21 protein-coding genes and 2 pseudogenes are annotated in these 26,427 nt (G+C 61.3%); 11 read left to right on the top strand and 12 right to left on the bottom strand.

Annotated elements, in window-relative coordinates; genetic code table 11:
• Positions 1-2: 2 nt before the first annotated feature.
• A pseudogene (locus FJ414_RS07615) lies at positions 3-298 on the top strand (catalase-peroxidase); the annotation flags it as partial.
• 534 nt (positions 299-832) lie between these two features.
• Here FJ414_RS07615 and FJ414_RS31730 read toward each other — a convergent pair.
• The 8 genes from FJ414_RS31730 to FJ414_RS07565 all read right to left on the bottom strand — a co-directional run bounded on the left by FJ414_RS31730 (position 833) and on the right by FJ414_RS07565 (position 8,661).
• Positions 833-1,846 carry an ABC transporter permease gene (locus FJ414_RS31730; protein ID WP_140643040.1) on the bottom strand — a complete coding sequence of 338 codons (1,014 nt, stop codon included), beginning with the start codon at positions 1,844-1,846 and terminating at the stop codon, positions 833-835.
• Positions 1,843-2,868: an ABC transporter permease gene (locus FJ414_RS07595; protein WP_140643038.1), complete on the bottom strand. Its 1,026-nt coding sequence runs from the start codon at positions 2,866-2,868 to the stop codon at positions 1,843-1,845. The genes FJ414_RS31730 and FJ414_RS07595 overlap by 4 nt, the downstream gene beginning before the upstream one ends.
• 3 nt (positions 2,869-2,871) lie before the next feature.
• Positions 2,872-4,560 (bottom strand): sugar ABC transporter ATP-binding protein, encoded by a 1,689-nt coding sequence (locus FJ414_RS07590; protein ID WP_140643035.1) that lies wholly within the window; start codon positions 4,558-4,560, stop codon positions 2,872-2,874.
• The gene (locus FJ414_RS07585) at positions 4,541-4,858 is read right to left on the bottom strand and encodes a DUF4286 family protein (protein WP_140643033.1); all 318 of its coding nucleotides are present in this window, start codon (positions 4,856-4,858) and stop codon (positions 4,541-4,543) included. Before FJ414_RS07585 ends, FJ414_RS07590 begins: the two co-directional genes overlap by 20 nt.
• Before the next feature lie 412 nt (positions 4,859-5,270).
• Positions 5,271-6,053 carry an FCD domain-containing protein gene (locus FJ414_RS07580; RefSeq protein WP_140643031.1) on the bottom strand — a complete coding sequence of 261 codons (783 nt, stop codon included), beginning with the start codon at positions 6,051-6,053 and terminating at the stop codon, positions 5,271-5,273.
• 247 nt (positions 6,054-6,300) lie between these two features.
• Positions 6,301-7,380: a TMAO reductase system periplasmic protein TorT gene (gene torT / locus FJ414_RS07575; protein ID WP_181181553.1), complete on the bottom strand. Its 1,080-nt coding sequence runs from the start codon at positions 7,378-7,380 to the stop codon at positions 6,301-6,303.
• Positions 7,381-7,442: 62 nt separating this feature from the next.
• Positions 7,443-7,865, bottom strand: coding sequence for a heme-binding protein (locus FJ414_RS07570; protein ID WP_140643027.1), 423 nt, complete (start codon positions 7,863-7,865; stop codon positions 7,443-7,445).
• Between the two features lie 40 nt (positions 7,866-7,905).
• Positions 7,906-8,661 carry an SDR family NAD(P)-dependent oxidoreductase gene (locus tag FJ414_RS07565; protein WP_140643025.1) on the bottom strand — a complete coding sequence of 252 codons (756 nt, stop codon included), beginning with the start codon at positions 8,659-8,661 and terminating at the stop codon, positions 7,906-7,908.
• 314 nt (positions 8,662-8,975) lie between these two features.
• Here FJ414_RS07565 and FJ414_RS07560 point away from each other — a divergent pair, with 314 nt between their 5' ends.
• The 4 genes from FJ414_RS07560 to FJ414_RS07545 are packed head-to-tail and all read left to right on the top strand — an operon-like array spanning position 8,976 to position 13,478.
• Positions 8,976-10,040, top strand: a complete 1,065-nt coding sequence (locus tag FJ414_RS07560; protein WP_140643023.1) for a hypothetical protein — start codon at positions 8,976-8,978, stop codon at positions 10,038-10,040.
• 55 nt (positions 10,041-10,095) lie between these two features.
• The gene (locus FJ414_RS07555) at positions 10,096-10,842 is read left to right on the top strand and encodes an alpha/beta fold hydrolase (RefSeq protein WP_181181552.1); all 747 of its coding nucleotides are present in this window, start codon (positions 10,096-10,098) and stop codon (positions 10,840-10,842) included.
• Between the two features lie 19 nt (positions 10,843-10,861).
• Positions 10,862-11,878, top strand: coding sequence for a Gfo/Idh/MocA family oxidoreductase (locus FJ414_RS07550; protein WP_140643019.1), 1,017 nt, complete (start codon positions 10,862-10,864; stop codon positions 11,876-11,878).
• A complete protein-coding gene (locus tag FJ414_RS07545) occupies positions 11,871-13,478 on the top strand; it encodes a choline dehydrogenase (protein WP_246672321.1) in 1,608 nt (535 codons plus the stop codon). The genes FJ414_RS07550 and FJ414_RS07545 overlap by 8 nt, the downstream gene beginning before the upstream one ends.
• 265 nt (positions 13,479-13,743) lie before the next feature.
• On the opposite strand, the gene FJ414_RS07540 is transcribed toward FJ414_RS07545, so the two are convergent.
• The 3 genes from FJ414_RS07540 to FJ414_RS07530 form a co-directional block, all read right to left on the bottom strand.
• On the bottom strand, positions 13,744-15,372 hold the full coding sequence (locus FJ414_RS07540) for a GMC family oxidoreductase N-terminal domain-containing protein (RefSeq protein WP_140643015.1): 1,629 nt from the start codon (positions 15,370-15,372) through the stop codon (positions 13,744-13,746).
• 72 nt (positions 15,373-15,444) lie between these two features.
• Positions 15,445-17,472: an ABC transporter permease gene (locus tag FJ414_RS07535; protein ID WP_140643013.1), complete on the bottom strand. Its 2,028-nt coding sequence runs from the start codon at positions 17,470-17,472 to the stop codon at positions 15,445-15,447.
• The gene (locus FJ414_RS07530; protein WP_281405794.1) at positions 17,472-19,007 is read right to left on the bottom strand and encodes a sugar ABC transporter ATP-binding protein; all 1,536 of its coding nucleotides are present in this window, start codon (positions 19,005-19,007) and stop codon (positions 17,472-17,474) included. The genes FJ414_RS07535 and FJ414_RS07530 overlap by 1 nt, the downstream gene beginning before the upstream one ends.
• Positions 19,008-19,445: 438 nt before the next feature.
• Here FJ414_RS07530 and FJ414_RS31415 point away from each other — a divergent pair, with 438 nt between their 5' ends.
• From FJ414_RS31415 to FJ414_RS07510, 5 genes are all read left to right on the top strand, one after another.
• Entirely contained in the window at positions 19,446-20,018 is a 573-nt protein-coding gene (locus FJ414_RS31415; protein WP_181181551.1) for a DUF4286 family protein, read from the top strand.
• 43 nt (positions 20,019-20,061) lie between these two features.
• Positions 20,062-20,838: an alpha/beta hydrolase gene (locus FJ414_RS07525; protein ID WP_181181550.1), complete on the top strand. Its 777-nt coding sequence runs from the start codon at positions 20,062-20,064 to the stop codon at positions 20,836-20,838.
• A gap of 93 nt (positions 20,839-20,931) precedes the next feature.
• A complete protein-coding gene (locus FJ414_RS07520; RefSeq protein WP_140643006.1) occupies positions 20,932-21,666 on the top strand; it encodes a GntR family transcriptional regulator in 735 nt (244 codons plus the stop codon).
• A 61-nt stretch (positions 21,667-21,727) separates the two neighbouring features.
• Positions 21,728-22,141 (top strand): heme-binding protein, encoded by a 414-nt coding sequence (locus FJ414_RS07515; protein ID WP_181181549.1) that lies wholly within the window; start codon positions 21,728-21,730, stop codon positions 22,139-22,141.
• A 503-nt stretch (positions 22,142-22,644) separates the two neighbouring features.
• The gene (locus FJ414_RS07510; protein WP_246672333.1) at positions 22,645-23,742 is read left to right on the top strand and encodes a sugar ABC transporter substrate-binding protein; all 1,098 of its coding nucleotides are present in this window, start codon (positions 22,645-22,647) and stop codon (positions 23,740-23,742) included.
• A 680-nt stretch (positions 23,743-24,422) separates the two neighbouring features.
• Here FJ414_RS07510 and FJ414_RS07505 read toward each other — a convergent pair.
• A pseudogene (locus FJ414_RS07505) lies at positions 24,423-25,726 on the bottom strand (integrase arm-type DNA-binding domain-containing protein).
• 306 nt (positions 25,727-26,032) lie between these two features.
• Between FJ414_RS07505 and FJ414_RS07500 the strand changes: the two are divergent.
• Positions 26,033-26,427, top strand: a 395-nt coding sequence (locus FJ414_RS07500; RefSeq protein ID WP_140643000.1) for a helix-turn-helix domain-containing protein, incomplete at its 3' end; no start/stop codon positions are given.

Raw genomic sequence — 26,427 nt, 5'->3', positions numbered from 1 at the left:
AGATCGACGCCGCCGACGACAACAGCGCTGGCAGATGCCCCGTGGCGCATGGATCCGCCGCCGGTCCAATCGTGGCTGGTGGCCGAACCAGCTCGACGTTGCTGTCCTGCATCAGCAATCGAACCTCTCGGATCCGATGAATGAAGATTTCGGCTACGCCAAGGAGTTCGCAACGCTCGGCCTCGATGCGGTGATCGCGGACCTGCACAAGATCATGACGGATTCGCAGGACTGGTGGCCGGCCGACTTCGGCCATTGCGGGCCGCTCTTCATCCGCATGGCCTGGCACAGCACCGGCGTATCGCATCGGCATAGTTGAACAGATTGTCGAAGAAATTGTTGCTCCATCTGGTCGGCGTCGTCGTCCAGGTCACCTCGGGGCCCGAGGTGATGGCGTCGTCGCCAATGCTGGAGGCATATTTGCTCGACCAGCCGAGGCCCTGCGTCTCGATGCTGGCGATGCTTTATGCAACGCTCTCAAGGACGATCCAATTCGTTATGGGAAGCACGCGCCGTGCAAGCATGACGCCGCTAGCTCACAAACCTCGACGCGAACTCCGCGTCCTCAAAGCTGCGGTCGACGGCCGGGCGCGAGCAGTCCTCGCGCCCAAGTGCGATGAAGCTTTGTCGCGGGTTCCGCTGAAACGAACTGCCGAGGCCAGTCGATATCGCCCGGTCGATACTCTTCCTCGTTTCGCCGGTCGCACGTTTCATCACCGGTGACAGCCTCAGGGTCGATGGAGGCTGGACAGCGCTAGCTCGACGTCGTCCGATCAAGACTACGGCGATCAATGTGGGCAACCGATCGCCGAAAGTTTGCATAATCATGGTTTCAGCCACTCCGTGCCGCGGAATAGAGTCGGTCAACGAAGACCGCGGCAATGAAGATCATCCCCAGGATGACCAATTGCAGGAAGCTGTCGACCTGCAACAGGTCCATACCGTTCTGCAGGACGGTGATTAAGACGCCGCCTAGCAGGCAATTGAACACATTCCCCAATCCGCCCCGCAGCGACACACCTCCGATCACCGCGGCCGCTATACTCTGCAGCATGAGGCCACCACCCATGTTCGGCTCGCCGGACCCTGTGCGGGCCGTGAGCAGGATTGCCACCACCGCCACAACCACGGAACACACGACATAGGCGAAGAGCGCGTATTTGCTGGTCGGCAGGCCTGCCACCACCGCCGCCCGGGGATTGCTGCCCACCAGATAGAGGCCGCGCCCGAAAGTAGTGTAATTCAGCATGAAGTGGAGGATGACGAGCACCAGCACGCAGACTGCGACCGACACGGGAACGCCCGCCACATTGGCGCGGCTGAACACGTCCGTGAACGCGACCGGCAGCCCAAAAACCGGAAAACCGCCGGACACTGTCGCGGCAAAACCGGCCGCGACGCCCTGCGTGCCGAGGGTGGCGACGAAAGGATTGACGCCCAGGAACACCACGCAGGCACCGTTCACCATCCCGACGAACAAGCCTATCGCGAGTGCGGCCACGATCGCCGCGAAGATGGCGAGGCCGATGGAGTTGGGATTGCCAGCCAGCATGCCCGTCATGACAAGGCCAAGCGTGACGCTGATCGCCGACAAGCCCGTACCCATGGACAGATCGAAGCCACGCACCAGAAGCACGGTCAACTGCGCGGCGGCAAGCATGACGAGATAGCTCGACTGCGTGAGCACGTTCATGACGTTGCGCGTGGCGATGAAACGCGGCTCCTGATATGTGAAGAACGCGCAGATCAGGATCAGCACCAGCGGCAGCAGCCCATAGGAGGCGACGACCTGCCGGATGCGGTTTTGGCGGATCCTGACCCTCGACCCAACGATGTCCGTGCTCATGCTCTGGCCCTCAAGCGGCTTGCGCCTTCGACGGCCACGGCCGCTACCAGCAATACACCGATCACCATGGCCTGAAGCCGCGTATCGACCCGGCTGAGATTCATGCCGTTGGCGAGGATCGCAATCAGCAGAGCACTCAAAGCCACGCGTTCGACCCGACCGACGCCGCCGCGCAGCGATACGCCGCCGATGACGGCGGCCGCCAGGCTCTGCAGCATGAACTCCTCGCCGAGCGTGCCCTCGCCGGAGCCGACACGCGCGGTGAGAAGCACGCCGGTCAGGGCTGCAAGGAAGCCACAGAGCACATAGGCCGCGACGAGACAAAGATTGGAGCGGACGCCGGAAGCGCGTGCCGCTTCGATATTGCCGCCGACCGCATAGAGATGCCTGCCGAAGGACGTGCGCCGCAGCATCAACCAGGTCAAGGCGACGACCACTATGGCCAGATAGACATTGGTCGGCAGGCCGAACCAGCGGAGTTGCGCGAAGTCGTCGGTGAATTCCGCCGGCATGCCATAGATCGGCGTTCCGCCGGCGCTGTAAAGCGCGATGCCCGAAGCGATCATCATCGTGCCCAGCGTCACCATGAAGGGTGAAACCTTCAGCAGCGAGACACAGAGCCCGTTGATGAGTCCGATGAGGCCGCCTGCGGCAAGCGCCGCCAGAATGCCGAGAACCACGACCAGATAGGCATGGTTTGGCATCATCGGCTGCAACCAGGCCATGGTCAGAGCGCTGGCGACACTGGCCAGCGCGATCACGGCGCCAACGGAAAGGTCGAAGCCGCCGACGATCAGCACGATCGCCTGACCGACCGAGATGATCACGAGGTTCGACGCGTTGCGGACCACGTCCACCATATTGGTCGACGCGTAGAAGTTCCGGTTCAGCAGACCGAACAGGACGACCAGCACGACGATGAGGATCGTGGATATGCCGAGGCCGGCAACAAGGGAACCGAACGTGCCGCGGGCGGCATTGCGGCTTCCGCTCCCAAAGGTGACATTCCGCAACTTTGCCATGCTTCAGCCTGCCATGCCGATGTTGAAGAACGCGTTCAGTATGGTCGTTTCCGCAATGTCGCTGCCCGCGAAGTCGGCAACGAGGCTGCCCTCGCGCATCACATAGACGCGGTTCGACAGATGCAGGATCTCGGGCAGCTCCGACGAGATGAGCAGGATCGCGGCGCCGTCCGCCACCAGCTTGGCGATCAGCTCGTAGATCTCGGCCTTGGCGCCGACGTCGATACCGACCGTCGGCTCGTCGAAGATATAGACCTGCGTTGGCCGGCTCAGGCCGCGCATGAGCATGACCTTCTGCCTGTTGCCGCCGGAAAGGGACGAAACCGGCTGCTCGATGTCCGGCGGCCTGAGCCGCAAGCGCTCGGCGATCGACCTGATGATGGACCTTTCGCTCCCGCGTTTCAGCAGCCCGTGGCGGGAGAATTTCGTTTCGCGAATGGCGGCCATCGAGGCGTTCTCCCGAACGGCTCGCGAGGGCGCCAGGCCCTCGGCGCCGCGGTCGGACGGGAAATAGCAGACGCCGCGGGCAAACATCTCGCTTGGCGCCGGTCGTTGGACGGTCTCGCCTTTCACGACGAGCCGGCCGTCGCTGATCCTGTCCAGGCCGAAGATAGCGCGGCCGATCTCCGATTTTCCGCAGCCGACGAGACCGGCCAGCCCGACGACCTCGCCCGCCTTCACCGAGAGTGAAACGTCGCGCACGCGCCCGTCGGCCGTGCTGAACTTGGAGACCTCGAGCAGAGTCGCTGCGGGCTGATGGTTGATGCGGGGGAAGAGCAGGTCGATCTTGCGGCCGGTCATCAGCTCGACCAGGCCGACATCACTGACCTCGGCCATCGCGCCGGAGGTGATCCGCTTGCCGTCGCGCAGCACCGTGAAGCGGTCGGCGATCCGGCGCAGTTCGGCCATACGGTGCGAGACATAGATGATGCCGACCCCGCGCGCTTTGAGCTTGAGGATGAGTTCGAACAACTTCTCGGCCTCGCGGTCGGTGAGCGATGCTGTCGGCTCGTCGAGGATGAGCAGATGCAGGTCCTGCAACAGGGCCTTGGCGATCTCGACCATCTGTTGCTGGGCGCGCGATAGCTCGCTTACCAGAGCCTTCTCGTCCAATTCGAACCCGAGTTCGTCGAGCAGCCTGCGAGCGGTGGCCTGCATGTCGGCTATGCGCAGCAGGCCGCTGTTGGTCGATTCTCGGCCGAGGAACAGGTTCGAACTGACATCCAGCTCGGGGATGAGGCTGAATTCCTGGAAGACTGGACTGATGCCGAGGGAGCGAGCGCGATGCGGGGTCAGATTGCGGATCTCTTCACCGCGATAGAAGAACTCGCCGGAGTCCGGGCGCCGCGAGCCTGCGATGATGTTGATCAGCGTCGATTTGCCGGCGCCGTTCTCGCCGACCAGCGCATGGACCTCTCCCGCCCGCATGTCGAAATCGATATGATCGAGAGCAAGCACGCCCGGAAAGCGCTTAGTGATGCCGGTGAGGCGTATCAGGTTGGCGCCGGCATTCGGATCGTTGTCCTCGCCGAGGGTCACGGGCGTGCCCGCGGCGATGGCACCCTGATTGGGCGACCAGCCTTTCGACTTAGACCGATCGGTCGGTCGGGTGTCGCCGATCTGCTCGCCAAAAGCTTGCCCGGAAAGCCCGGTTGCGTCCACAACGACGCCCTCAAGGCGCGATCTCGACATAGACATTGCGTATGTGCTTCACGAAATGCGGCCTCAACCGCTGCGTCCATTCGGAGGGTCCTGCTATCTTCCTGTATTCCGGGCTTTCGAGCACAGCCGGCGATTCAAGCTCGTAAATAGCAAGGTATTTCGGCTCGCCCTCCAGGGCGAGGAAGCGCTTTCCCGACAGGAAGCCTGGGCATGCCATTCGCTCGGGATAGTGCTCCTCCCGATACCATCTGTTGAAATCGTCCTCATGCGTCGGATCGATCTCGATCATCACCAGCAGCAGGCCGCGTTCGCGTTTCGTAACTTCCATGTGACGTCCTCGGCGGCTCCTCGTCATTGACCTGCATAACGACCTGATCGGCAGATCGCATGCCGGGTCCGGTGGTGACGCAGTCGACAATGCCTCCAACCGCCTGAGGTCACCATCTATGTCCGGCGTCTGTTGACGTGTCGACACTTCCATCGAGTGACGATGAAGTCAAGGTACAATTTCAGGGAGTAGCCTTCCTGCGCGACGCGGCGGCCAGTCAACTTCGAAACCGCTATTTGTTCCGATTTTGTCAGCTGACATTGAGCTTTTCGGCGGACGCATAGGGAGCGCTGCAGCCTTGGAGAAACGTTTCGACTTCTAGGTCGACCTATCGGCCCTCAGCGAAGTTTCGGCATATATGTCGACACATGTGGTAAAATAAGATCGATTGAATTCGCGCTGCCTTGCCGGCCTAGACGTCGCGCGTCAGCGTGCCTGCTTCCGCCTCACGCTCCAGCAGGGGCTTGATCGATTTGAATGCGCCGCTGAGATTGGAGTAGACAAGGGCCTTTGCCAGTTCGGCATCGCCTTCCTCAATCGCGCGGAAAAGCCGGGCGTGATCCTCGAGGGAACGATCCATGCGGCCGGGTTGCCGGATGCTCAATCGACGTAGCCGCAACGTGCGCAGGATCAGGGAATTAAGGAACCGCTGCATCGTGCGGTTCGCCGATATTTCCGCGATACGCTCGTGGAATTCGACGCCAGCCCAGAAATAGGCTTCGGGATCACCGAGCGCATGGCGCAATTTCGTCACCGTCTCCCGCAGCCGCTCCAAGCCGGCAGTATCGACCTTCCTTGCAACATCCGCGGCGATGGCCATCATGATCGTGGCGCGCACCTCGTAGAGCTCGGCAATGTCGGCCATGGTCGGCGCGGCCGCACGTGGGCGGCGGCGGGGCAGGATCTCGACCAGCCCCTCCTTCTCGAGAAGCAGCAGTCCCTCGCGTGTGGGCGTACGGCTTGTCTTGAAGGTGCGCGCCAGTTCCACCGAATTGATGTCGGCGCCGGGTGGCCGGATGCCCTGCAATATGTCGGCGCCGACAGAGCAGGCAATGTCCGAAACGAGTGATGGCCGGTCGTGACGATCGCTGATGATCCTGCGGATCACCGCCTGGAATTTCTTGTGTGTCTCGTAGTCCCGCGTCACTGCTTGACCTCCGTTTCCAATCTCTCGATCAGCAATGCTGAGCCACATTTCGCGTATCTGCCAATGTCAGTTGCTGCAATTGTCTGGGTGATGGCTGTACGACAACCAAGCCGAAGCAAATTGAAGCCGGGTTGAATCCTATTCAGTCGACCAAAAAAGGCAAATCCACCTCGTGTTCGCTGAAACAGGCTTCGCCGGTGCGCGACGATTGGGTCCGCGCACCGGCCAAGCTGCCTGGGAGGCTACGTGAAAACTGGGCGGCGCGTGCTCTTCCCGGCCGCCCTGTAAATGTCCGTCAATCGACCGAGAAGACCGGCTTCCAGTTATCTGGGCCGAATTCGCCCGAGAGGTCGTATTTACCGACAGTATCCTTGGTCACCATGATCGGCGTGGCGGTAAGCCGCTTGTCGAACGGCATCTTCTGGAGGACACGCACAGCCTGGTCGACGCCGATCACGGTAGTGGCCACGCTGCCCTGAAGCGGGGCAGCAGTCACTTCGCCCGTCTTCACCAGCGCCATGCTGCCGGTGTTCAGATAATCGCCGATGACGGAAATGTTGGCGTGGCCTGATTCCCTGATGGCATTCGGCGCCACTTCATTCATGACGGCATTACCGATGATCGCCTTGGCGTCGGGATAGGTATGCAGGGCGTCCTCGACCAGGCGCTGCTGTTCGTTCTTGGTCGTGTTGCCCCACATGGTGGCGAGTATCTTGATGTTCGTCCCCTTCAGCGCATCCTGATGCGCCTTCTCGCCGACGGCAGCCCAGTTGGCGGCCTGCGGTCCAGGAAAATCCAGGATACCGACTTCGCCGGTCTCGTTCTTGAAGAGTTCCTGGCTGAACTTCGCGGAAGCATAAGCCTGCTGATAGTTGTCGGGGAAGACGCCGGCATCATAAGGCATGTTTGGCGATACCATGTTGTCGACGGCGATCTGCGCAATGCCGGCGGCCTTGCCGTCCTCGACCTTGCGCACCAGCCCCTCTTCGGAGATCGCCTGGAACAGGATGGCGTCGGCTCCCAGGGCGACGCAATTGTCATATTGCGAGAGCTGTTTCGTCAGGTTCTGGAAACCGCCCGCGTCGAAGATCGTCATCTTCAGACCGAGCCGCTTGGCCTCCTGCACGAAGGCGTAGTTGATGCCGATAAAGACACTGTCCGTCAGCGTCGGCATCAGCACGCAGAGATGCCACTTCTGCTTCACCTCCTCAGGCTTCAGCAATTCATATTGCTTGGGAGTCGACTTGTCGCCTTCCCACGCATTCACCGGATAGGGCGCCCAGCCCCAATTCTTGACATCTTCTGCTTTGGCGCCGGTCACGCCCGCGATTGCAGACAGGGCAAGCCCGACCGCCAGTCCAAGTTTCATTCTCATATGCACCTCCCTTTTGATAAACGCACTCATTCCAGCCAGAACGTTCGATCTTGCGAACATCGTCAGAAGGTCTCCAGACCTTGGAGAAAGCGTGCGCCGGCCTCCGCCACGTCGACATCCTGCTCGGCGGAACCGCCGGACACGCCGATGGCGCCAATCACCTCGCCGCGGTGGGTGATCGGCACGCCGCCGCCGAAGATCACCATCGGCTGCCGGTGAGAGACTTCCAGGCCGTAGAACGGGGCACCGGGCTGCACGAGCGGCATGAGATCGCTCGTGCGCGCATTCACGGTTCTTGCCGTAAAGGCCTTGGCCTGCGCGATCTCGATGCTGCCCAGAAGCGCCTTGTCCATCCGGAGGAAGCCGACGAGCGCGCGCCCCGAGTCGATGATGGCGATGCTCATCGGCACACCGATCTGCGTCGCGCGTTTCACGGCGGCTTCGATCCCGCCTTGCGCTGCCTTGGCCGTGATGCTTTCGCTCATCCGATCATTCTCCCCGACAATTTTCCCCGGCCGCTTTCCGTCAGTTGTAAGCACCGCCGTTGATGGAAATGGCCTGCGCGGTCGTGAAGGCTGACTCGTCGGAGGCGAGATAGAGAACGAGCGCCGCAACCTCGTTCACCGTCCCTTGCCGTCCGAGCGGCGTGCTCGATTTGACGGCCTGCACGGTCGCCGCCGGACCGCCAAGGAAGTCGATGACCGGCTGGTTGAACGGCGTGTCGACCCAGCCAGGGCAGACGGCATTCACCCGGATCTTGTGCGGCGCGAGCTCAAGCGCCAAGGCGACCGTGAAGCCGTTGATCGCGGCTTTCGAAGCGGAGTAGGTGGTGAGTCCTGGCGCGCCGCGCAGGCCCGCCATCGACGATATGTTCACGATCGAACCGCCGCCTGCCGCCTTCAGATACGCAATGGCATGCTTGCTTGCCAGAAAGGTCGAGCGTGCATTGACCGCGAAGACCGTGTCCCAGAGGTCCACGTCGACATCGACCGCCGCTTTGTGAGTGATCATCCCGGCATTGTTGATCAGGACGTCCAATCCACCGAGCCTGTCGATTGTTTCGTTGAGAAGGTCCTTGACGTCCGGTTCCTTCGTCACATCGCAGCGTACGAAATGGGCTGCCGCGCCCAGCCGTCCGACGAGCTCCTTCGCCGCCGTCTCATTGATATCGGCAATGACGACGCGCCCGCCTTCTTGCACGATCATCTCGGCCGTAGCGCGGCCGATGCCAGTCGCCGCACCGGTGATCAGCACATTCCTTCCGGCAAGACGCCCGGACATGGAATTCCTCCGCTATGCGATCGCTCTTGCTCGTCCGACCGCTCTCACTTATGTCGACACTTAATGTGCTAGGGCGGCATTGTCACGCAGAAAATGTCGACACGTCGAAAAAATTAAACATGGCATATTTCGCAGAAATCGCCAGAAAATTGGGGATTATTTGCGCATTGAGCAACGCCAGTCAGGTCAAAAGTGTCCGTACTATAGCAATCTGGTCCCTTGACAGTGGAGCATAAATGTCGACACAGTGGCCATGCAATCGGACAATACGGCGAGACGGGTTGCAGTTAGACAATGCCGGCAGGAGAAGATGAATGACGATGGGAGCGAGCGGCCTTCTGACCGGTACGCTGGAACATTTGCGGCGTCCGCTTGTGCGCAACATCAAGGAGGGCCAGCGCGTGCTTGTGCTTTCCGACACCGAGCACGATCCACGTGTGTGGCAGGCGATCATGACGATCCTGGCCGACATCAAGGCCGACACGACGCTGACGCTGTTCAGCCGCCGGCCTGCCGACTACTACGACCCGCCAGAGGCCGTCTGCGAGGCCATGCTGAAGTCCGACGTCAACGTGCTGGTGGCATCGACCGGCATGTTGCACTGCCGGGCGAGCCTGAGGTCGATGGAGGCCGGCATTCCTTCGATCTGCCTTGACGGCGGCATGCGACTCGAATGGCTTCAGTCAGGCGCCATCACCGATGACATGCGGCAGATCGCTGTGCGCAAGCACTATGTCGGCAAGAACGTGTTCGGCGAAGACGCCAAAGTCTGCCGCGTCACGTCGCGCTACGGCAGCGACTTTACCTATCATGTCGAGGGGAAGATCTGGGTCCCGCCGCTGCCATCGCCAGATTTCGACCCCTACAAGATCATCAACTTCCAGAAGGACGAGAACCGGCCGGCCGGCAAGCTCTATTACTATCTTTACCCCACCGGCGAGTTCAACGTCGCGCCGATCGAAGGAACGGCCAACGGCAAGCTGGTCATAGACCTCACCATGCACCATCTCGGTCTGCTCGGCAGTCCGATCGAACTCATCGTCAAGGACGGCAAGGTGACGAAGATCGTTGGCGGCGTGGATGCCCGCATCCTTAGGGATTTCCTCGAAACCTATGGCGATGAGAACGCCTATATGTTTCCGGCGGAGGCCTCGGTGGGCGTCAACGCCAAAGCCGTCATTCGCGGCATTCAGCGCGAGGACAAGAACGTGCTTGGCACGATGCATTTTGGGCTTGGTACGAATGTCGACGTCGGCGGGTCCATAATGTCGAAGATCCATATGGATGGAGTCATCCTGGAGCCGACGCTTTATGTCGACAGCGTGAAACGGATCGAGCACGGTCGCTTCCTGGTGCCGATCGAGGGCGAAGGCGCATAGCCCGCCTGTGTGCCGAAAAGGAGTTTGCGAGCCAGCGGGCGCGAAGGCCATGATCTTGAGCGGTATCGCCGAGGGTGAAGGGGACGGGCTGGTCCTGCTCCACCCAATCGGCCTCGATCACACATTCTGGGAACCAGTTTCGAGTGCGCTCGGGGGCCATTGCCGGATCCTCAGGCTCGACCTGAGGGGCCACGGCCGTTCGGGCGCGCCCGACAGCCGCCCGCCGATCCAGACTTATGCGGCCGATATCCACGAAACGATCGGCAGCTTCGGCCTGGAGAGACCGGCGGTGCTCGGCGTGTCGTTCGGCGGGATGGTCGCGCAAACGCTGGCGCTCGCTTATCCGGACTCGGTATCCCGGCTGTTGCTCTGCGCCTGTCCGGGCGGCATCCCGATGGCAGCGCAGGACCAGATGTGCGAGCGAGGCCTTGCCGCGGAGCGCGACGGGATGGCCGCCATTGTTCCAGCTACGCTCGATCGCTGGTTCACGGCCGGGTTCCTTCACGATCCTGTTGTCGAAAGAGTGCGGCAGCGATTGCTCACGAACGATGTGCGGAACTGGTCCGACGGCTGGCATGCCATAGCGGACTTCAATGCCTTTCCCCATCTGGGCGCGCTCCGGATCCCGACGCTGGTCGTTGCCGGCGAGTTCGACAAGGCGACGTCGAGGGAGGCATCGGCGGCGCTCGCAGCCGCCATACCCGGCGCAACACTGACCGTCCTGCCGGGCGCGCCGCACATGCTGCAGATCGAGACCGGGGCGCAATTCGCAACGACGGTGGGAGATTTTCTTCGATCATGACATGCGAGCTTGAACGATCATGAAGGTGGTTTTCATCGGCGTGTCGCATTGGCACCTCGATCTTTACATGGCGCCGTTTCTGGACGTGCCGGATGTTGAACTCGTCGGTATCAGCGATCCCGATCCGGAGGTTGTCCGGGCACTGTCGGCTCGGTTCAAATGCGAGGGCGACACGGATTTCAAGCGACTTTGCCGCAAGCTGAAGCCGGATTTCGTCTTCGCGCTCGGCCGTCATATCGACATGCCCGGCGAAGCGGAATTCCTCATCACGGAACGCATCCCCTTTGCTATCGAAAAGCCGTGCGGTCTCACCCGGCGCGACGTTGCCAGGATTGCGGAGCAGGCCGATCGCGCGGGCGTCTTTGCGGCGGTGCCGCTGGTTTTTCGAAACGGCGATTTCACCGACCATCTGCTCCGTCAGAAGGCGCGGGAGGACTTCCACTATATGTCGTTTCGCTTCATCGCCGGCTTTCCCGCCCGCTACCGGGCGGCCGGCTGCGCGTGGATGCTCGATCCGGCGCTGTCGGGTGGGGGTTCGACGATCAATCTCGCGGTGCACTTCTTCGATCTCGCCCTCCGCCTGCTCGGACCCGATCTACGCGTGCTCGGCGCGACGATGGGGAACACGGCCTGGCACGAGGCGATCGAGGACTATTCGATCGTCACCCTCGAGCGGAAGGGGGCGCTGTGCGTCATCGAGACCGGCTATCTCTATCCCGCCCCGACCAGTTCCTTCGACATGCATTATGCGTTCCGCTCACCCTCGCACTACGTGATCGCGCATGGCCCGCAGACCGTCGAGAGCTTGGGCAATGATGGGCAATCGGAGACCTGGCAATCGATCACCACAAACGTACCGCACTACCGGACCTTCGTCTTCGACGTGCTGGAGCGGGCGAGGGCTGGCGAGAAGCCGCTGGCGACGCTCTCGGACATGGTGCCGATCATGGGGCTGATCGAGGACGCCTATGCAAAGGCCGGAAGGCAAGCCTTCCACATGCCAGGAACAAACCAGGGGAACGCCAATAGTGGATGAGACATATGAGATCATCGTTGTCGGCGCTGGTTCGGCCGGCGCCGTGGTGGCGGCGCGGCTCAGTGAAAATCCCGCCTGGAAGGTGTTGCTCCTCGAAGCCGGTCCGCCGAACAAGAGCGTGTGGCTGCATGTGCCGATCGGCTTTGCCAAGCTCTTCACCAACGCCAAATACAATTGGATGTACAACACCGATCCGGAGCCCCATATCGACGGGCGCAGGATGTTCACGCCGCGCGGCAAGACGCTCGGCGGCAGCAGCTCGATCAACGGCATGATCTATCTGCGCGGCGTCCGGACCGACTTCAACCATTGGCGTCAGATGGGCAATGTCGGCTGGAGCTATGACGACGTGCTGCCCTATTTCCGCAAGCTCGAATCCTACGCCGGCGGAGACGATGCCTATCGTGGTCGCGACGGGCCGATCGAGGTCACTGACGCCGAATGGCGCAACGACCTGACCGAGGGCTTTATCGCGGCCGGTCGCGAGCTGGGGCTGCCGCGCAATGACGGCTTCAACGGCCCTACGCAGGAAGGGATCGGCTACTTCAACCTGTCGCAGAAACGGGGGATACGCAACTCTACGGCGCGCGGTTATCTGAAACCGGCCCGCGGCCGGCCGAATTTGCGCATCGTCACGGACGCGCTCGTCGAGCGCGTCATCCTCGACGGGCGCCGTGCGACGGGCGTCGAATACAGTATCGGCGGCGAAAGGCGTCGCGCGAGCGCCGGGCGGGAGATCATCGTGAGCGGCGGCGCCATCAATTCGCCTCAGCTCCTGCAACTTTCCGGCATCGGCCCTGGGCAGCTGCTTTCGGACCACGGCATAGAGGTCAGGCACGAGCTCCCCGGCGTCGGTGAGAACCTGCACGACCACTTCAACTGCAAGACCTCGATCCGCGTCAGCCAGCCGCTCACCGTCAATGACCACGTCAGGAACTGGCGTGTGCGGGCGCTTGCCGGCCTGCAATATGCGCTCTACCGCAATGGCGCCTTGACCGTAGCGGCTGGCGTGGTCGGCGTCTTCGCCAAGAGCCGGCCCGAGCTGGAAGTACCGGATCTGCAGGTCCATTTCTTTCCGTTCTCGGGCGATGACCTGTCCGTCGCGCCACATCCCTTTTCGGGCGTTACGGCGATCGTGAACCAGCACCTGCCTGAGAGCCGCGGCCATGTCCGCATCACGTCGAAAGATCCGCGAAAGGCTCCTTCCATCCTGGTCAACTACCTCAAGGAAGAGATCGACCAGAGGACGACCGTGGCAGGATTGCGCTTCGTGCGCCGCCTGTTCGGCACCAAGGCGATGAAGCCCTTCTACGTCAGCGAGATGAAGCCGGGCCCTGCCGTCCAGACCGACGAGCAGTTGCTCGCCTATGCAAGAGCCAACGGCGATTCCACCTATCACCTGTGCGGAAGCTGCCGCATGGGCATGGAATCGGCAAAGTTCAGCGTGGTCGACGACCGGCTGAAAGTGCACGGACTGGAAGGCCTGCGTGTCGCCGATGCATCCATCATGCCGCAAATCACCTCGGCAAACACCAACGTGACCTCGATCATGATCGGCGAGAAATGCGCTGATATGGTAAAAGTCGATATCCAATGTTGAGACGTGGGTCGACACGCATAGTTCTGGAACTTCTGGTTTGCGGTAGAGCGCGTTGATCCTGGCGATGCGTTGTCCCGCGGTCTCGACGACAGGACGCTGGGCGTGATCAGGCAACGCGCAGGCTTGCCCTTGCGAACCAGAGAAACGGCACGACGCAACCCCCTTCGACGGCAGCTTTCGCGGCCTTCGCTGCCACAAGCGCTTCGTGATTGCCGCCATGCGGGGCCCCGACCATGCCCGCCTTCCCGAGCAAAATCGTCGGCACTCAGGCCATGTGACTTGCCATGGCTGAATTGTCAGCCTTGACCATGTCGGCACATTTCTCGCCGATCATGATCGAGGTTGCATTGGTGTTGCCAGAAATCAGCCGCGGCATGATCGAGGCGTCGGCAACGCGCAGACCATCGATGCCGTGGACGCGCAGCCTTTCGTCGACCACCGACAGCATGGCCTCCTTCGGCCCCATGCCGCATGTCCCGCAAAGATGGTAGCAGGATTCGCCGCTTTCGGTGACATAAGCGAGGATTTCGTCGTCCGTCCTCACATCCAGACCGGGCTTGAGCTCCTGCTCGATCAAGCCTTTGATCGGCTCGGTGGCGTGGATTTTCATCGCGAATTTCATCGCTGCAACGGTCAGCACCTTGTCTGGCTCGGCCTGCAAATAATTGCCCTGGATAAGCGGATGCACCTGCGGACTGTTCGACTTGATGCGGATGAAGCCGCGGCTTTCCGGTCGGTGTGGATTGACGAGGACGCTGAAGCCCGGGAAGGGATGCAGCCCCTTGTCGAAGCCGTCGGTCGAAAAGGCGAAGAACTGCAACTGGCAATCGGGCTCGGAGAGTTCGGGGCTAGAGCGGAAGAAGGCTGCCACTGTGCTCGCGCCAACCGCGAGCGGACCCTTGCGGGTGAGGATATATTCCGCACCGAGCAGCATCCGCTGCGGCAGGGTGGCGACGCGTTCGTTCAGTGACCAGCTGCGGTTGATGCGATACATCAACCGGCCAGCGTAGTGATCCTGCAGATTCTCACCCACGCCCGGCAGGTCGAGCTTGACGGGCACGCCATTTTCCCGAAGCAGTTTGGCCGGGCCGATGCCGGAGAGCTGCAGCAATTGCGGCGAGTTGACCGCACCGCCGGAGACGATCACTTCACGACGAGCCTTGACCGTCACCAACCGGTCGCCCTGGTGGTAGATTACGCCGGTCGCCCGGTTGCCCTCGAGCACGATCTGCTCGGTCATCGCCTCGGTGACGATGTGGAGGTTGCTGCGGTGGCGGGCCGGAACCAGATAGCTGCGCGCCGTGGTGCTGCGCCGGCCGTTCCTGGCGGTCACTTGGTAATAGGCCACGCCTTCCTGCTCACCGCCGTTGAAATCGTCGGTCCGCCGGAGGCCGGCGGCCGCCGTCGCCTCGATATAGGAGTCGCAGAGTTCCGTGCGCCAGGCGGGTTCTCCGATTTTGACCGGTCCTTCGCGGCCGTGGAATTGGTCGTCGCCGCGCTCATTGGATTCCAGCTTCTTGAAATAGGGCAGGACGTCCTCATAGGACCAACCGGCATTGCCGAGCTGGCGCCAGACATTGAAGTCGCTGGCGATGCCGCGGACATAGACCATGCCGTTGATGGCGCTGGTGCCGCCCAGCGTCTTGCCGCGCGGCTCGTAAATGGTGCGGCCGCCGAGATGGGGCTCCGGCTCGGTCATGTATTTCCAATTGTAGCGGCCGTCATAAAAGGTCTTGGCGTAGCCGATCGGGATATGGATCCACGGGTTCCTGTCCTTCGGGCCGGCCTCGAGCAAAAGGATACGCCATGCAGGATTTTCGCTGAGTCGCCCCGCAATGGCCGCCCCGGCGGAGCCGGCTCCGACGACGATGAAATCATATTCCGATGTGGGCACGTCCTTTACCTCCTGTCCCTGTCGCCGGGTATGGCCATCGGTCCTTTCCGACGGCGCGCCGCCCGGCACTCGTTAAACTGTGCGCCTCTGCTGCAGCGCCATCAGCGCGCCAAGCAGGACGAAACCGAAGATGATGCTGCGCACGGCGTCCGGAAGCATGGTTCCGGTTATCAGCACCTGCAGTGCGATCAGCAGCAGCACGCCACCTATGACGCCGAGATAGGTGCCGCGTCCGCCGGTGATCAGCACGCCGCCGGCGACGACCACGGCGATCGACGGCAACAGATAGTTGCCGCCCATGTCGAGATTGGCAGCACCATTGAAGCCGACCAACAATATGCCGACCAGTGCTGCGCAGAAGCCGCTGATCGCATAGACCGTGATCAGGGTCGAGCGGACGTCGATGCCGGAGAGATTGGCGACATTGGCATTGTTGCCCACCGCATAGATGTTGCGGCCAAGATAGGTCCATTTCAGCACCGCGACCGCGATCGCCACGAAGACGAACATCAGCCAGATAAGCGGCGCGAGCCCAAGCACGGTGCCGTTGGTCAACCACAGCATGGCGGGAGGCGCCATGCCCGTCGAGGAGCCTTGCGTGTAGAAGAGCGTCAACCCCTGCAGGATGCCGTTCGAGGCGAGCGTCATGACGATCGGCGGCAGCCCGAGCACAGCGACGCCGATGCCGTTGACCGCACCCGTCACGATGCCGCAGGCCAGCACCAGCGGAATGATCCATGCCAGAGAACTGCCATCGCTGGCGATGCTTGCAAACAGCGCGCCGGCAAGCGGAATCATCCACGGAATCGACAGGTCCAGCCCCCCGGAGAGGACCACGGCCGTCTGGCCGAAAGCGAGAATGCCGAGGAATGTCGAAAGGATGAGCAGCGAGCGGAGGTAGCTGTAGCTGAGATTGCCGATATAGAGCCAGGTCACCAGCACGACGACGACGAATGTGATATAGGCCGGCAGGGCCAGCCGCAGGTTTTCCCAATTGCGGTCGATCCAACGGATGCTTGGGATGGCGCCGGTCTTGCGCCGGTGGATAGGCAGCGTGACCGGATTGCCGCGTGGCCGTCGCCCGCTCCATAGCGCACCGCGCAAACGGCGTGCGACGTCGGCGATGTTGTGCAGGAACGAGTCTCGCGCGCCGATCATGCCGACAAGCACCGCAAGGATCAGCACAAGGCCGTCGGCGATCGGGGCGAGATAGGCCGGCAGGTTGAATATCAGCAGGATGTTGATGAACATCATCAGCAGGTAGGCGCCGATCACCGAGCCCACGAGCCCGCCGCGGCCGCCGCCGAGAGAGGTGCCACCCAACACGACGGCGGCGAAGATCGGCAGCAGCATCGGATCGCCGACCAGCGGATCGCTGCCGCCGCTCTGGGCACTCAGAAATATGCCGGCCATGCCGTAGAAGAAGCCGGCAAGCGTGTAGGTCATCAGCTTGACGCGGCGCACACCGATGCCTGCCGCAAGTGCAGCGGCCTCGTCGCTGCCGATGGCGTAGATCGCCGTACCGAAACGGCTGTTCTTGATAAAAAGCCACAGGACAACGGCGCATGCGATGACGACGAAGGCCGCGGGAAGCACGTTTTCGATCGCGTTGCCTCCGAGGAAGTCCATGAACGGCCCGGCGACATAGCCGCCCGGCGTCGGGCTGACCAGCAGCGCCAAGCCCTGCACGATGAACAGCGTGGCCAGCGTCACCACGATCGGCTGCATGCGCAGATAGGCGATGAACAGGCCATTGAACAACCCGACCGCTCCGCCAACGGCGATGCCGAGCAGCCCGACCAGCGCCTGGTTGCTGATCGAATCGGTCATCAGATTCCCAACGATCACGTTGACGAGCGAAATGACTGCACCGGCGCTCAGGTCGAAGCCGCCCGTCAGGATGACCAGTGTTTGCCCCATGGCGGCGAGCGCAAGCGTCCCGCCGCCGCCGATCGTGGTCTTCAGGTTGAAATAGCTGAACGCGTCGGAGGTCGTGCCGTTCACCAGCAGGAAAACGACGATGTAGAGAATGACCGCCAGAAGCACATTGCGGTTCTTGCGGGTGTAGTAGGTGAAATTGCTCGTCACGACAGACACCATCAGGCGGCTCCAACGATCGCTCTCTGAGCCGTGCTCCGCGAGCCGTGGCCCAATGCCGCCCGCATGATCGTCTTTTCAGTCATTTTTCCGCCGCTATCGTCTAGGATTTCGGCGACCCGTCCGCCGTAGAGGACGACGACCAGGTTGCAGAGATTGACCAGTTCCGGCGTCTCGCTCGAATAGAGCAGCGCCGCGCCGCCGCCTTCCGCGAAAGCCTTGATCAACAGATAGATTTCATGCTTGGTGCCCACGTCGACGCCACGACAGGGATCGAACAGCAAGAGGATGCGCGGTTGCATCAGCAACGCCTTGGCCAGCACCATCTTCTGTTGGTTGCCGCCGCTGAAGGCACCGGCACGGGTATAGAGCGCGCGCTTGTCCACCTGCACCGTGTCCATGGCCGTCGCCACGTCGTGGATTTCCCGGCGGCTGTCGATGAAGCCGAAGCGCGTCATCCTGTCGAGAGACGATGCGGCTACATTGTCCTGGCCGGAAAGTTCGAGGAAAAGTCCCTCCGTCTTTCGTTCCTCGGGCACCAGGGCAATACCTTGGTTGATGGCCTGGCGTGGTGAGGCATAATAAGTCAGCTCGCCGTCGATACGGATTTCGCCCCTGGTAATGGGCGTTGCGCCATAGAGTCCCATGAACAACTCCGCCTGCCCCATGCCTTGCAGGCCGGCAATACCAACGATTTCACCAGGATTGAGGTCAAAGGAGCAGTCGGAGAGCCGGCGCTCGGTAGCCATGCCCTTGACCGAGAGCAGCGGCTTGAGGCTGGGCTTGGCCACAGGCTTGGGGGGGAAGGTGGCGTCCAGTGATCGGCCGATGATCAACTCCACCAGTTCCTCATCACTGACAGAGGAGGTTTCGAAACTGCCGACATCCCGGCCGTTGCGCAGCACGGTGACGTGTTCGCAATAATCGCGGACTTCCGGCATCTTGTGCGTGATCATGACGACGGTGACGCCGCCCGCCTTGAGGTCTGCGATGATCCGGCTCAGCCACTCGATCTCGCGGCCGGACAAAGTCGACGTGGCCTCGTCGAGGAAGAGGATCTTCGGATTGCGGAACAGCGCGCGGGCGATCTCCACGCGCTGGCGCTGGTTGAGGCTCAGGTCGCGCAGGTCTGCCCTGAGGTCGATATCGGTGAGCGCCAGCTTCTCGAAATGCGCCTCCACGATCTGCCGTGCCTTCTTCCGGTCGATCTGCCCTGCGAGCCTTACCGGCTCGTAAGCCAGGATCATGTTCTGCAGCACGGTGAGGTCGGGCGCGAGCGTCAGTTCCTGGAAAGCCGTCTGCAGCCCGTGCCGATGGGCATCGCGCGTATTGCGGAATTCAACTTGCTGGCCATGAACCTTGATCGTGCCTGAATCGGGCTGGATCAGGCCGCTCAGCAACTTGATCGTCGTGGACTTGCCGGCTCCGTTCTCGCCGAGCAGCGCGTGCGCGCCGCCGGCGCGCACCGAGAAACTTGCTCCCGCCAACGCCTTGGTCGCGCCGAAGCTCTTTGTCAGGTCGAGAGCCTCAAGCGCCATTGTCTGTTGCGGCATAATGTTCCTCCCGCCCATTGCTAGCCTGGTCTCAGTCCTCACCCGGCATAGTGTCGACAGATTTTTTTCAGAGAAACCCTTTATGTGTCAAGCGCGTCGGAAGGAGCGTGGAATGGCGAAATCGTCGGTGGGACGCGATTGTTGTACCGGTTTCCTCGCTTAAAATAAGGTATTGACAAGGAAAACGGCAAAATCGGAGCTTTTTTGTTGGCTAACCTGCGACATTTTAAGCGGCTTCCAGAATTTTTGGAAAAAAAGGGAATTTCTCAATTAGTGTGGACACTTTTCGCTTTATGTGCATTTTTAGGGGCGATTTCCGTCCAGAGAGGTCGGCCGTATCAACTTGGAAACGTCATCTCCCTTGGGGCCGGCCGGATGCCCCGACATGGGCAGGAGGAATTCCGCGCCATGACGCAGAAAGGCATGCTGATCGTCACGACCAATCCTCCCGCCGACTTCGAGGAGGAGCTCAACGCCTGGTACGATACCGATCATATCGCCGAACGGCTTGCCGTTCCCGGCTTCGAGACCGGCCGCCGCTACGCGATGTCGAACATTGCCCGCCGCTACCTGGCGCTTTATGACATGCGCAACGTCGACGTTCTGCAGTCGCCGGCCTATCTTGCCGTGTCCGGTGATAACGTCACCCCTTGGACACGGCGTGTCATCAATCGCGGGCGGTTCGGGCGATACCCGACCGTCCAGATCTATCCGGGCGATGCGCTGACGACGCTTGCCTCGCGGCTTCTTTTCCTGGGCTTCAGCGGGGTCGATCGCGCGCTTGCCCAATCGGTGATCGCCAGCGCGGAACGCAACTTTCCCAAGGGGGCGCATGTGCGCCAACTACGCGTATTCGCATCCGTGGAAGGCGACCGGACGGCGGATTTCTTCGTTATCGTCGAAGGCCACGGCGCGCTCGATACGCTGTTTGATCCTGTCGCCTTTGGTGTGCTCGGCGACCACCTCGACGTCGTCTCCCTTTATCTGCCCTATTGATGTCGCGGAAGCGATGCGGGGCATCGGTCGGCCGGCTGAGTTCATGAAAAATAGCATCATACCCCATATCGACGAAGGTCCGACCACCGGGCTACCGGTTCTGCTCATCCATCCCCTGGGCGCCGACCAGACGTTCTGGGACGGGACGCGGAAGCATTTCAGCCCGGCAATCCGCAGCGTAAGCTGTAACCTGCGCGGTGCCGCCGGTACGCCGGTTCCCTCCGATCCGGTAACGCTGGAGCGCACGGCGGCGGATATCGAGGCCGTGCGGCAGGCGCTCGGCATCGAGGGGATGATCGTCGTGGGATGCGCGGTGGGCGCAATGGCCGCTGCCGCCTATGCGGGGCGTAGTCCGAACCGGGTGAGGGGCGTGATCCTCTCCAATCCGGCAAGCGAGATCACCGAGGCTGCCGGCGCAAACCTCACGATGCGAGCCGAGGCCGTGCGGCGACGCGGCATGGCGGCATTGCTGCCCGACGCCATCGCCAATGCCTTTCCTGGATATATGGAAACCGAGCTGCGACGCGACTACGAGCAACGCTTCATCACGCAACCGGCGGAAGGGTATGCGCTCGCAGCGCTCGGCGTGGTCGGCGCAAGTGTGGCGTCTGATCTCGAGAGCATTGCCTGTCCCGTGCTGCTGATCGCCGGTAGACGCGATATGCTGCTGCCGGTGCATCAGGCGCAAAAGTGCAAGGCGCGACTGCGAAACAGCGAACTTATGGTTCTGGAACGCGGTGCGCATTTCATTCCCTATCAGGAACCGACGTGGTTTGCGGAACAAGTCAACCGCTTCACCCGGCAATATGAGACGGCGTAGCGCGGGCATCACGGCAATGCAGCATGTGTCGGCTGCCGGGAAGTGTGACATGGATTTGTACCGGTCGGTGTCTTCGGGAGGGCAATCAACTTGATGACGAGCGAAGAATCCCTGGCAAATGCGCGCAACACCATTCGGCGGATCATCGCCGGGCACGATGACGGTCCTTCGCTGGTCACCCAGATTGCCGTGGATGTCGGAGGTGAGATCATCGAGGACATGATCCCTCCTGGCCACGACCTCAACTCCGTCGAACTGGCGCGGCGATACAACACCAGCCGCACGCCGATCCGCGAAGCGCTGATGCTGTTGGAAAAGGAAGGGCTGGTCGATATCCCGCCCCGCCGCCGTCCGCGCTCGGCTCTCCACGACATCCAGACTATAAACGAGATCTACCGCACGCGGGCCACGCTACTGGGGCTGATCTCCGCCGACGTCGCCACCGGCGCCACCGAGGAAGAGGTCGCCGGATTGCGTGATCAGGTGGGCAGGATGGAGGAGGCCTGTCGCGCCGGTGACATCAAAGCCTATGTCTGGGCCAATATCGACTTCCATGACCTCAATGCACGCGCATCGAACAATCAGACGGCCAAGCGCATCGTCGAATCCCTCCTACTGCGCACAATCAGCCTGCGGCGCTGGAGTTTGTCACAGCCCGGCCGAATGGAGCAGTCGCTCGACGATCACCGGCGGCTGATCAAGGCCTATGAGACGCATGACGACCAGCTCGCGACCGCTCTGGTGCGGGCCAATCACTTGGCGGCGCTGCGTCAGCTCGAACGGCTGCTGGCCACGCCTGACACGCGCTTCCGGAGAACAGACGCCTAGTCCCCTGTGGCCGGCAATTCGGCCGCGTCGAATGCCGGACGCCGCTTCGAGGAGAAGGATCATGCACGCGATTGACTATGACGACATCCGCAATGCCATCGAGGCCGCCCGCACAAAGGCCGGTGAAATCGGCCGCGCCTTCAGCATCGCCATCATGGATTCCGGCCGCAATCTGGTAGCCTTCACGCGGACGGCTGGCGCGCCGCTGGGCACGATAGAGGCTGCGCAGGGCAAGGCCTACGCCGCCGCCTCGCTCGGCATGTCCACCAGCGATATCGATCCGCTGGTACAGCCGGGCGCTGCGCTTTTTGGCATGGCACAGGCCCATAGACATCCCTTCATCACCTTCGGTGGCGGCATCCCCTTCCGCCGCAACGGTGTGCTGCACGGCGCGGTGGGCGTCTCCGGCGGTTCGTTGACCGAGGACACGGCGATCGCGGCGGCTGCAGTGGCCTCGCTCGAAGGCGTGGCATAGGCGGGACGCGGGATAAATGTCGACACCTTCCCTTTGGCCGCTTTCGAGGGCCGATCGCGGAATTGTCGCGTTGCCGCATCGGAGCTGGGACCTTAGGATGTCGTCGAGATTGCCAGCGACGGGTCGTAGTTGAAAACCCTGCACCTATCGCAATCTTCCGATGACAGCCGATAAGAGCGGTATTCCCGGCACTTTGTGCTGAGAACGCCAGCCGGCGAATAGATTGCCGACGGTCTTTCGAGTATCCGGGGCCGGAAAGTTCGCCGTCGTTTCGGTCCTCTGCGGAGTGACGACACAATAGTCTCGATTTCCCGCGAAATTGGCCTTGACAACCTATCGGGTTTGATAAAGTGTCGACATTACTTAAGATCGGAGATCCTAAGTTGGATCGATTAAAGGCTGCAGACACAGGACTGGGGTGCTTGGGCAGCCGTCGGGAGTGAGGTCACAAAACTTGAGGAGGAACATCTATGGGCACATTGCTTAGAGTTTGTACCGTGCTGATGGCGACCCTCGTCGTCCTTGGCGGGGTCACGATCGATGCATTTAGCAAAGACAAGCCTTACAAGGTCTATCTGAGCCTGAGCTATGCGGGCAACGACTGGCAGACGGAAGCGGAAAACATGATCCGCGCGCTGGCGGCCTCGTCGACGATGCGCGACAAGATCACGCTTGAGGTCCAGGTTGCCGGCCCGGATGCGCAGAAGCAGAGCCAGCAGATCAATGCCATGGCGCAGGCCGGCGCGGACGCGATAGTCATGTACGGCGTCTCCGAAACGCTACTGAACGGCGCCATCAAGAATGCCTGTGACCGCGGCGTCACCGTCATCGCCTATGACTCCTTCGTCTCGGCTCCTTGCGCCTACAATATCACCACCGATGCCCAGGAATTCGGCCGCATCAGCGCCGAATGGGTGGTCAAGCAGATGAACGGCAAGGGCAACCTGCTGATGGTCAACGGCGTGCCGGGCGCGTCCTCCGACCAAGCGCGCATCAAGGGCGCGATGAGCGTCTTTTCCAAACATCCCGACATCAAGATCGTCGGCACGATCGCCGATATGTGGAGCGAATCCGTTCTGCGCTCGGAACTGTCAAAGTTCCTCGCGGTCCATTCCTGGGACGATATCGATGGCCTTTGGATCCAGGTCGGCTGCTACACGGCGGCCGCCATGCAGGACGAAGCCGGCGTGCCGGATGCCAAGAAGAAGCCCTGCGCCGGTGAAGCGCCGAACGGCCACCGCATTCAGATGCTGCCGGCCGACCAAAAAGTAGAAGGCACGCAGGGCGCTTATCGGCCCATGGGCTATCCGAGCATTTCGCTTGCTTCCCCCCCCTTCGAAGGTCCGCTGGCGCTGAAATATGCCGTAGACATCCTCGAAGGGAAGAAATTGCCGAAGCTGACGATCGTCCCGATCCCGACCTTCACCAGCGAGCACATCAAGCTCTGCAAGACCGGCTCCTGGCAGGAAATGCACGATACCGGATGCAATGCCTTCGACCCGACCATCATCAGCAATCCGGGTTGGTTCTCGGACATCTATTCGCCGGAGCTGCCGGAGATCGGACTCGAGGCCGCGCTTCACGGAAAGCCGGAAAAGTAAAATCGCAGGCTGCTGAACAACAACCGGGCATGGCGGTCGCCATGCCCGTTTTTTTCGTCTTTACACGCAAACCGCATTTGCCGCGAGAATTGGCCGTTACAGGCGCATGCCCTTCCGGAAGGATCCCTCCTTGCCGCGCCCTGTCTCTGCCAGCCGTGCAGGGCGCACAGTTTCTAGCAGTGCCTACGATATCGATCGCCTATCCCCAAGCCTTTGTTTTGTCGATCCCGGGTCGTGCTGCGTCCATCGTGGAACGTTTCGAAGCGGGAATTTGGGATAGATGACGACCTATGTCTGCTGGAGTGCTTGGCGCACGTTGCTCCACACCTTCTTTCGTGGTGTCTGCTTTCGCGCCGAGGCAACGGCGCTCGCGATAGCTACTGAGAGGTGGCGGGAGGAAAGGCAGCTTCTGCAAAAATGCTGCCCGACACCGGACTGTCAGCAGACGGCCCGATCTGGGTCATTCACTAGGAGGCAGACCCGCGGTTACATCACCGATATCTCGAAGCCAATAGTTAGTCTTGTTCATCATCCTTAGGTTCGCCAGACCATACGAGAGAATACGAGGGAAACGGGTTGGCGAACCATCCGCTAACATATTGATTTCCTGTAGAAAACGATGACCCTCCGGGCCTGCCACATTGGTCGCCCAGTTTCGAGGTTCTTTCGACCGGTCACTATCATTTTCGGAGGTCGGAAGTTCGTCTCGGCGTGTGATGAACCGTCGCTGATGGGTTCAAAGTAGCCCGTCGTGATGGCGTGTGGGTAGCAGGCTTGCCGCGTCCCCCTATTGAGATCAGCCGCGGGTCTTTGCCCTTGAGTTCATCTAGATAGTCGGCCCACCATTGCATCATCTTGACGCGCTCTTCCCAGTGCTCTGCGCGCGCATAGGCACGACGAACGTCGTTGTTCTCAATGTGGCCAGTTGCCGCTCTATGGCATCCGGATGCCACTTACCGCATTCGTTTAGCAGAGTTGATGCCGTTGCTCGAAACCCGTGGGCCGTCGCTTCGTCTTTGCTGTAGCCCATACGACGTAAGGCGGTATTCAATGTGTTGTCGGAAATCGGACGGGAGGGTGACAGCACACTTGGAAGGCGCAACGCTCCAGCGCCCGAAATTTCCTTAAGCTGCGTCAGGATATTCACAGTCTGCCTTGCAAGGGGTACCCGGTGCGGCCGTCGCATTTTCATGCGTGCTTCAGGGATGGCCCACACCGAGCTTTCGAAATCGAACTCTTCCCATTCGGCCGCGCGCAGCTCACCGGGACGGGGAAACATCAGCGCCATCAGCTTCAGGGCGGCTCGGGTTGTAGGCTGGCCATCAAACGTTTCGATCGCCCTCAGCAAGCCGCCCAAGGCCTTCGGTTCGGTAATCGCGGCACGCGGAGTGACGGTAGGACTGATGAGTGCGCCCCTGAGGGCGAACGTCGGATCTGCCTCAGCGCGTGCAGTCGCGATTGCGTATCGAAACACACTCCCGATGGTGGAGCGTAGTCGCCTGGCGGACTCATATCGACCGCGAACCTCCACGCGACGGAGAGCGGTAAGGATTGTGGCCGGATCGATCTCCCGAATGCACCTGTCGCCGATTGTCGGATGGGCAAAGTCGAGCAGCCATTTGACTTTGCTGATCGTCCTGTCAGCACGTCCCTCCTTCTTCAGCTTGTCAACATATTCGTCCGCGATTGAGCGAAAGGTGTCCTTTGGCGAACTAGCTTTCTGGAACTTGCGCTGCTGCGCCGGGTCGGCACCAGCCTTGAGGAGGCGTTTGGCTTCATCGCGCGCTTGGCGGGCATCCGCGAGAGAAATGACAGGATAGCTGCCCAGAGACAGCAGCTTCTGCTTCCCCTCGAACCGATAGGCAAGGCGCCATAGCCTTGTTCCCGATGGCTGGACCCATAGCTGCAGCCCGCCTCCGTCGGATAGCTTCTGGAGCTTGGACGCGGGCCGGGTGTTGCGGCATTTCACGTCGGAGAGAGCCATTGTGGAACCTCCTGTTTTGGCGCTTCGATACCAACAGGGTCTCAGATACCAGCAAAAATACCAACACCTCGCCCCGTTGGACGAAATTTGCCGAACTGCGATGAAATTCGCCCAAGTACATCTCCCATGCCGAAAAGGTATACAAATTCAGTGATTTGCGGAGACTGAAGCGTAGAAGCTTCGGCGCAAGGGAGTGTGGGGAGAATGCCCTTCCCGAGAGATGGGTGACAGTTCATTCCGGATAGATGGGTTACACTTTCGGCCCTTTGCGAGGAGAGCAAGGTGCCCTGGAAGGAGTGTAACGTCATGGAAGAGCGGCTGAAGTTCATCGCCCGGCTGCTGGACGGCGAGAAGATGGCCGTGCTTTGCCGTGAGTTCGATATCTCGCGCAAGACCGGCTACAAGATCCTCACGCGCTACAACGACAGCGGCCTTGAAGGGCTGACGGATCGGTCGCGTCGGCCCTACCGCCATGCCAATCAGCTTCCGTTTCAAATCGAGAAGCTGATTGTGCGTCTGAAGCAGGACAAGCCGACATGGGGTGCGCCGAAGATACGCGAGCGGTTGGCCAGGCTGTACCCGGATGTGCACCGGCCCGCGATCTCGACGGTGCATGCGGTTCTGGACCGGCACGGCATGGTCGAGCATCGCAAGCGAAGGCGCAACAGGGCGACGGGGACACCGCTTTCAAACGGCTATCG

The organism is Mesorhizobium sp. B3-1-6 (assembly GCF_006439555.1).
Lineage (GTDB): Bacteria > Pseudomonadota > Alphaproteobacteria > Rhizobiales > Rhizobiaceae > Mesorhizobium.
The sequence above is the reverse complement of the archived record's forward strand: the minus strand, read 5'-3'. Positions and strand labels throughout refer to the sequence as shown.

Excerpts from the sequence above, each read along its gene's own strand:
- FJ414_RS31730 (WP_140643040.1), bottom strand. The coding sequence starts at position 1,846 with ATGAGCACGGACATCGTTGGGTCGAGGGTCAGGATCCGCCAAAACCGC.
- FJ414_RS07595 (WP_140643038.1), bottom strand. The coding sequence starts at position 2,868 with ATGGCAAAGTTGCGGAATGTCACCTTTGGGAGCGGAAGCCGCAATGCC.
- FJ414_RS07590 (WP_140643035.1), bottom strand. The coding sequence starts at position 4,560 with ATGTCGAGATCGCGCCTTGAGGGCGTCGTTGTGGACGCAACCGGGCTT.
- FJ414_RS07585 (WP_140643033.1), bottom strand. The coding sequence starts at position 4,858 with ATGGAAGTTACGAAACGCGAACGCGGCCTGCTGCTGGTGATGATCGAG.
- FJ414_RS07580 (WP_140643031.1), bottom strand. The coding sequence starts at position 6,053 with ATGTGGCTCAGCATTGCTGATCGAGAGATTGGAAACGGAGGTCAAGCA.
- torT (WP_181181553.1), bottom strand. The coding sequence starts at position 7,380 with ATGAGAATGAAACTTGGACTGGCGGTCGGGCTTGCCCTGTCTGCAATC.
- FJ414_RS07570 (WP_140643027.1), bottom strand. The coding sequence starts at position 7,865 with ATGAGCGAAAGCATCACGGCCAAGGCAGCGCAAGGCGGGATCGAAGCC.
- FJ414_RS07565 (WP_140643025.1), bottom strand. The coding sequence starts at position 8,661 with ATGTCCGGGCGTCTTGCCGGAAGGAATGTGCTGATCACCGGTGCGGCG.
- FJ414_RS07560 (WP_140643023.1), top strand. The coding sequence starts at position 8,976 with ATGACGATGGGAGCGAGCGGCCTTCTGACCGGTACGCTGGAACATTTG.
- FJ414_RS07550 (WP_140643019.1), top strand. The coding sequence starts at position 10,862 with ATGAAGGTGGTTTTCATCGGCGTGTCGCATTGGCACCTCGATCTTTAC.
- FJ414_RS07535 (WP_140643013.1), bottom strand. The coding sequence starts at position 17,472 with ATGGTGTCTGTCGTGACGAGCAATTTCACCTACTACACCCGCAAGAAC.
- FJ414_RS07530 (WP_281405794.1), bottom strand. The coding sequence starts at position 19,007 with ATGGCGCTTGAGGCTCTCGACCTGACAAAGAGCTTCGGCGCGACCAAG.
- FJ414_RS31415 (WP_181181551.1), top strand. The coding sequence starts at position 19,446 with ATGCTGATCGTCACGACCAATCCTCCCGCCGACTTCGAGGAGGAGCTC.
- FJ414_RS07525 (WP_181181550.1), top strand. The coding sequence starts at position 20,062 with ATGAAAAATAGCATCATACCCCATATCGACGAAGGTCCGACCACCGGG.
- FJ414_RS07520 (WP_140643006.1), top strand. The coding sequence starts at position 20,932 with ATGACGAGCGAAGAATCCCTGGCAAATGCGCGCAACACCATTCGGCGG.
- FJ414_RS07515 (WP_181181549.1), top strand. The coding sequence starts at position 21,728 with ATGCACGCGATTGACTATGACGACATCCGCAATGCCATCGAGGCCGCC.
- FJ414_RS07510 (WP_246672333.1), top strand. The coding sequence starts at position 22,645 with ATGGCGACCCTCGTCGTCCTTGGCGGGGTCACGATCGATGCATTTAGC.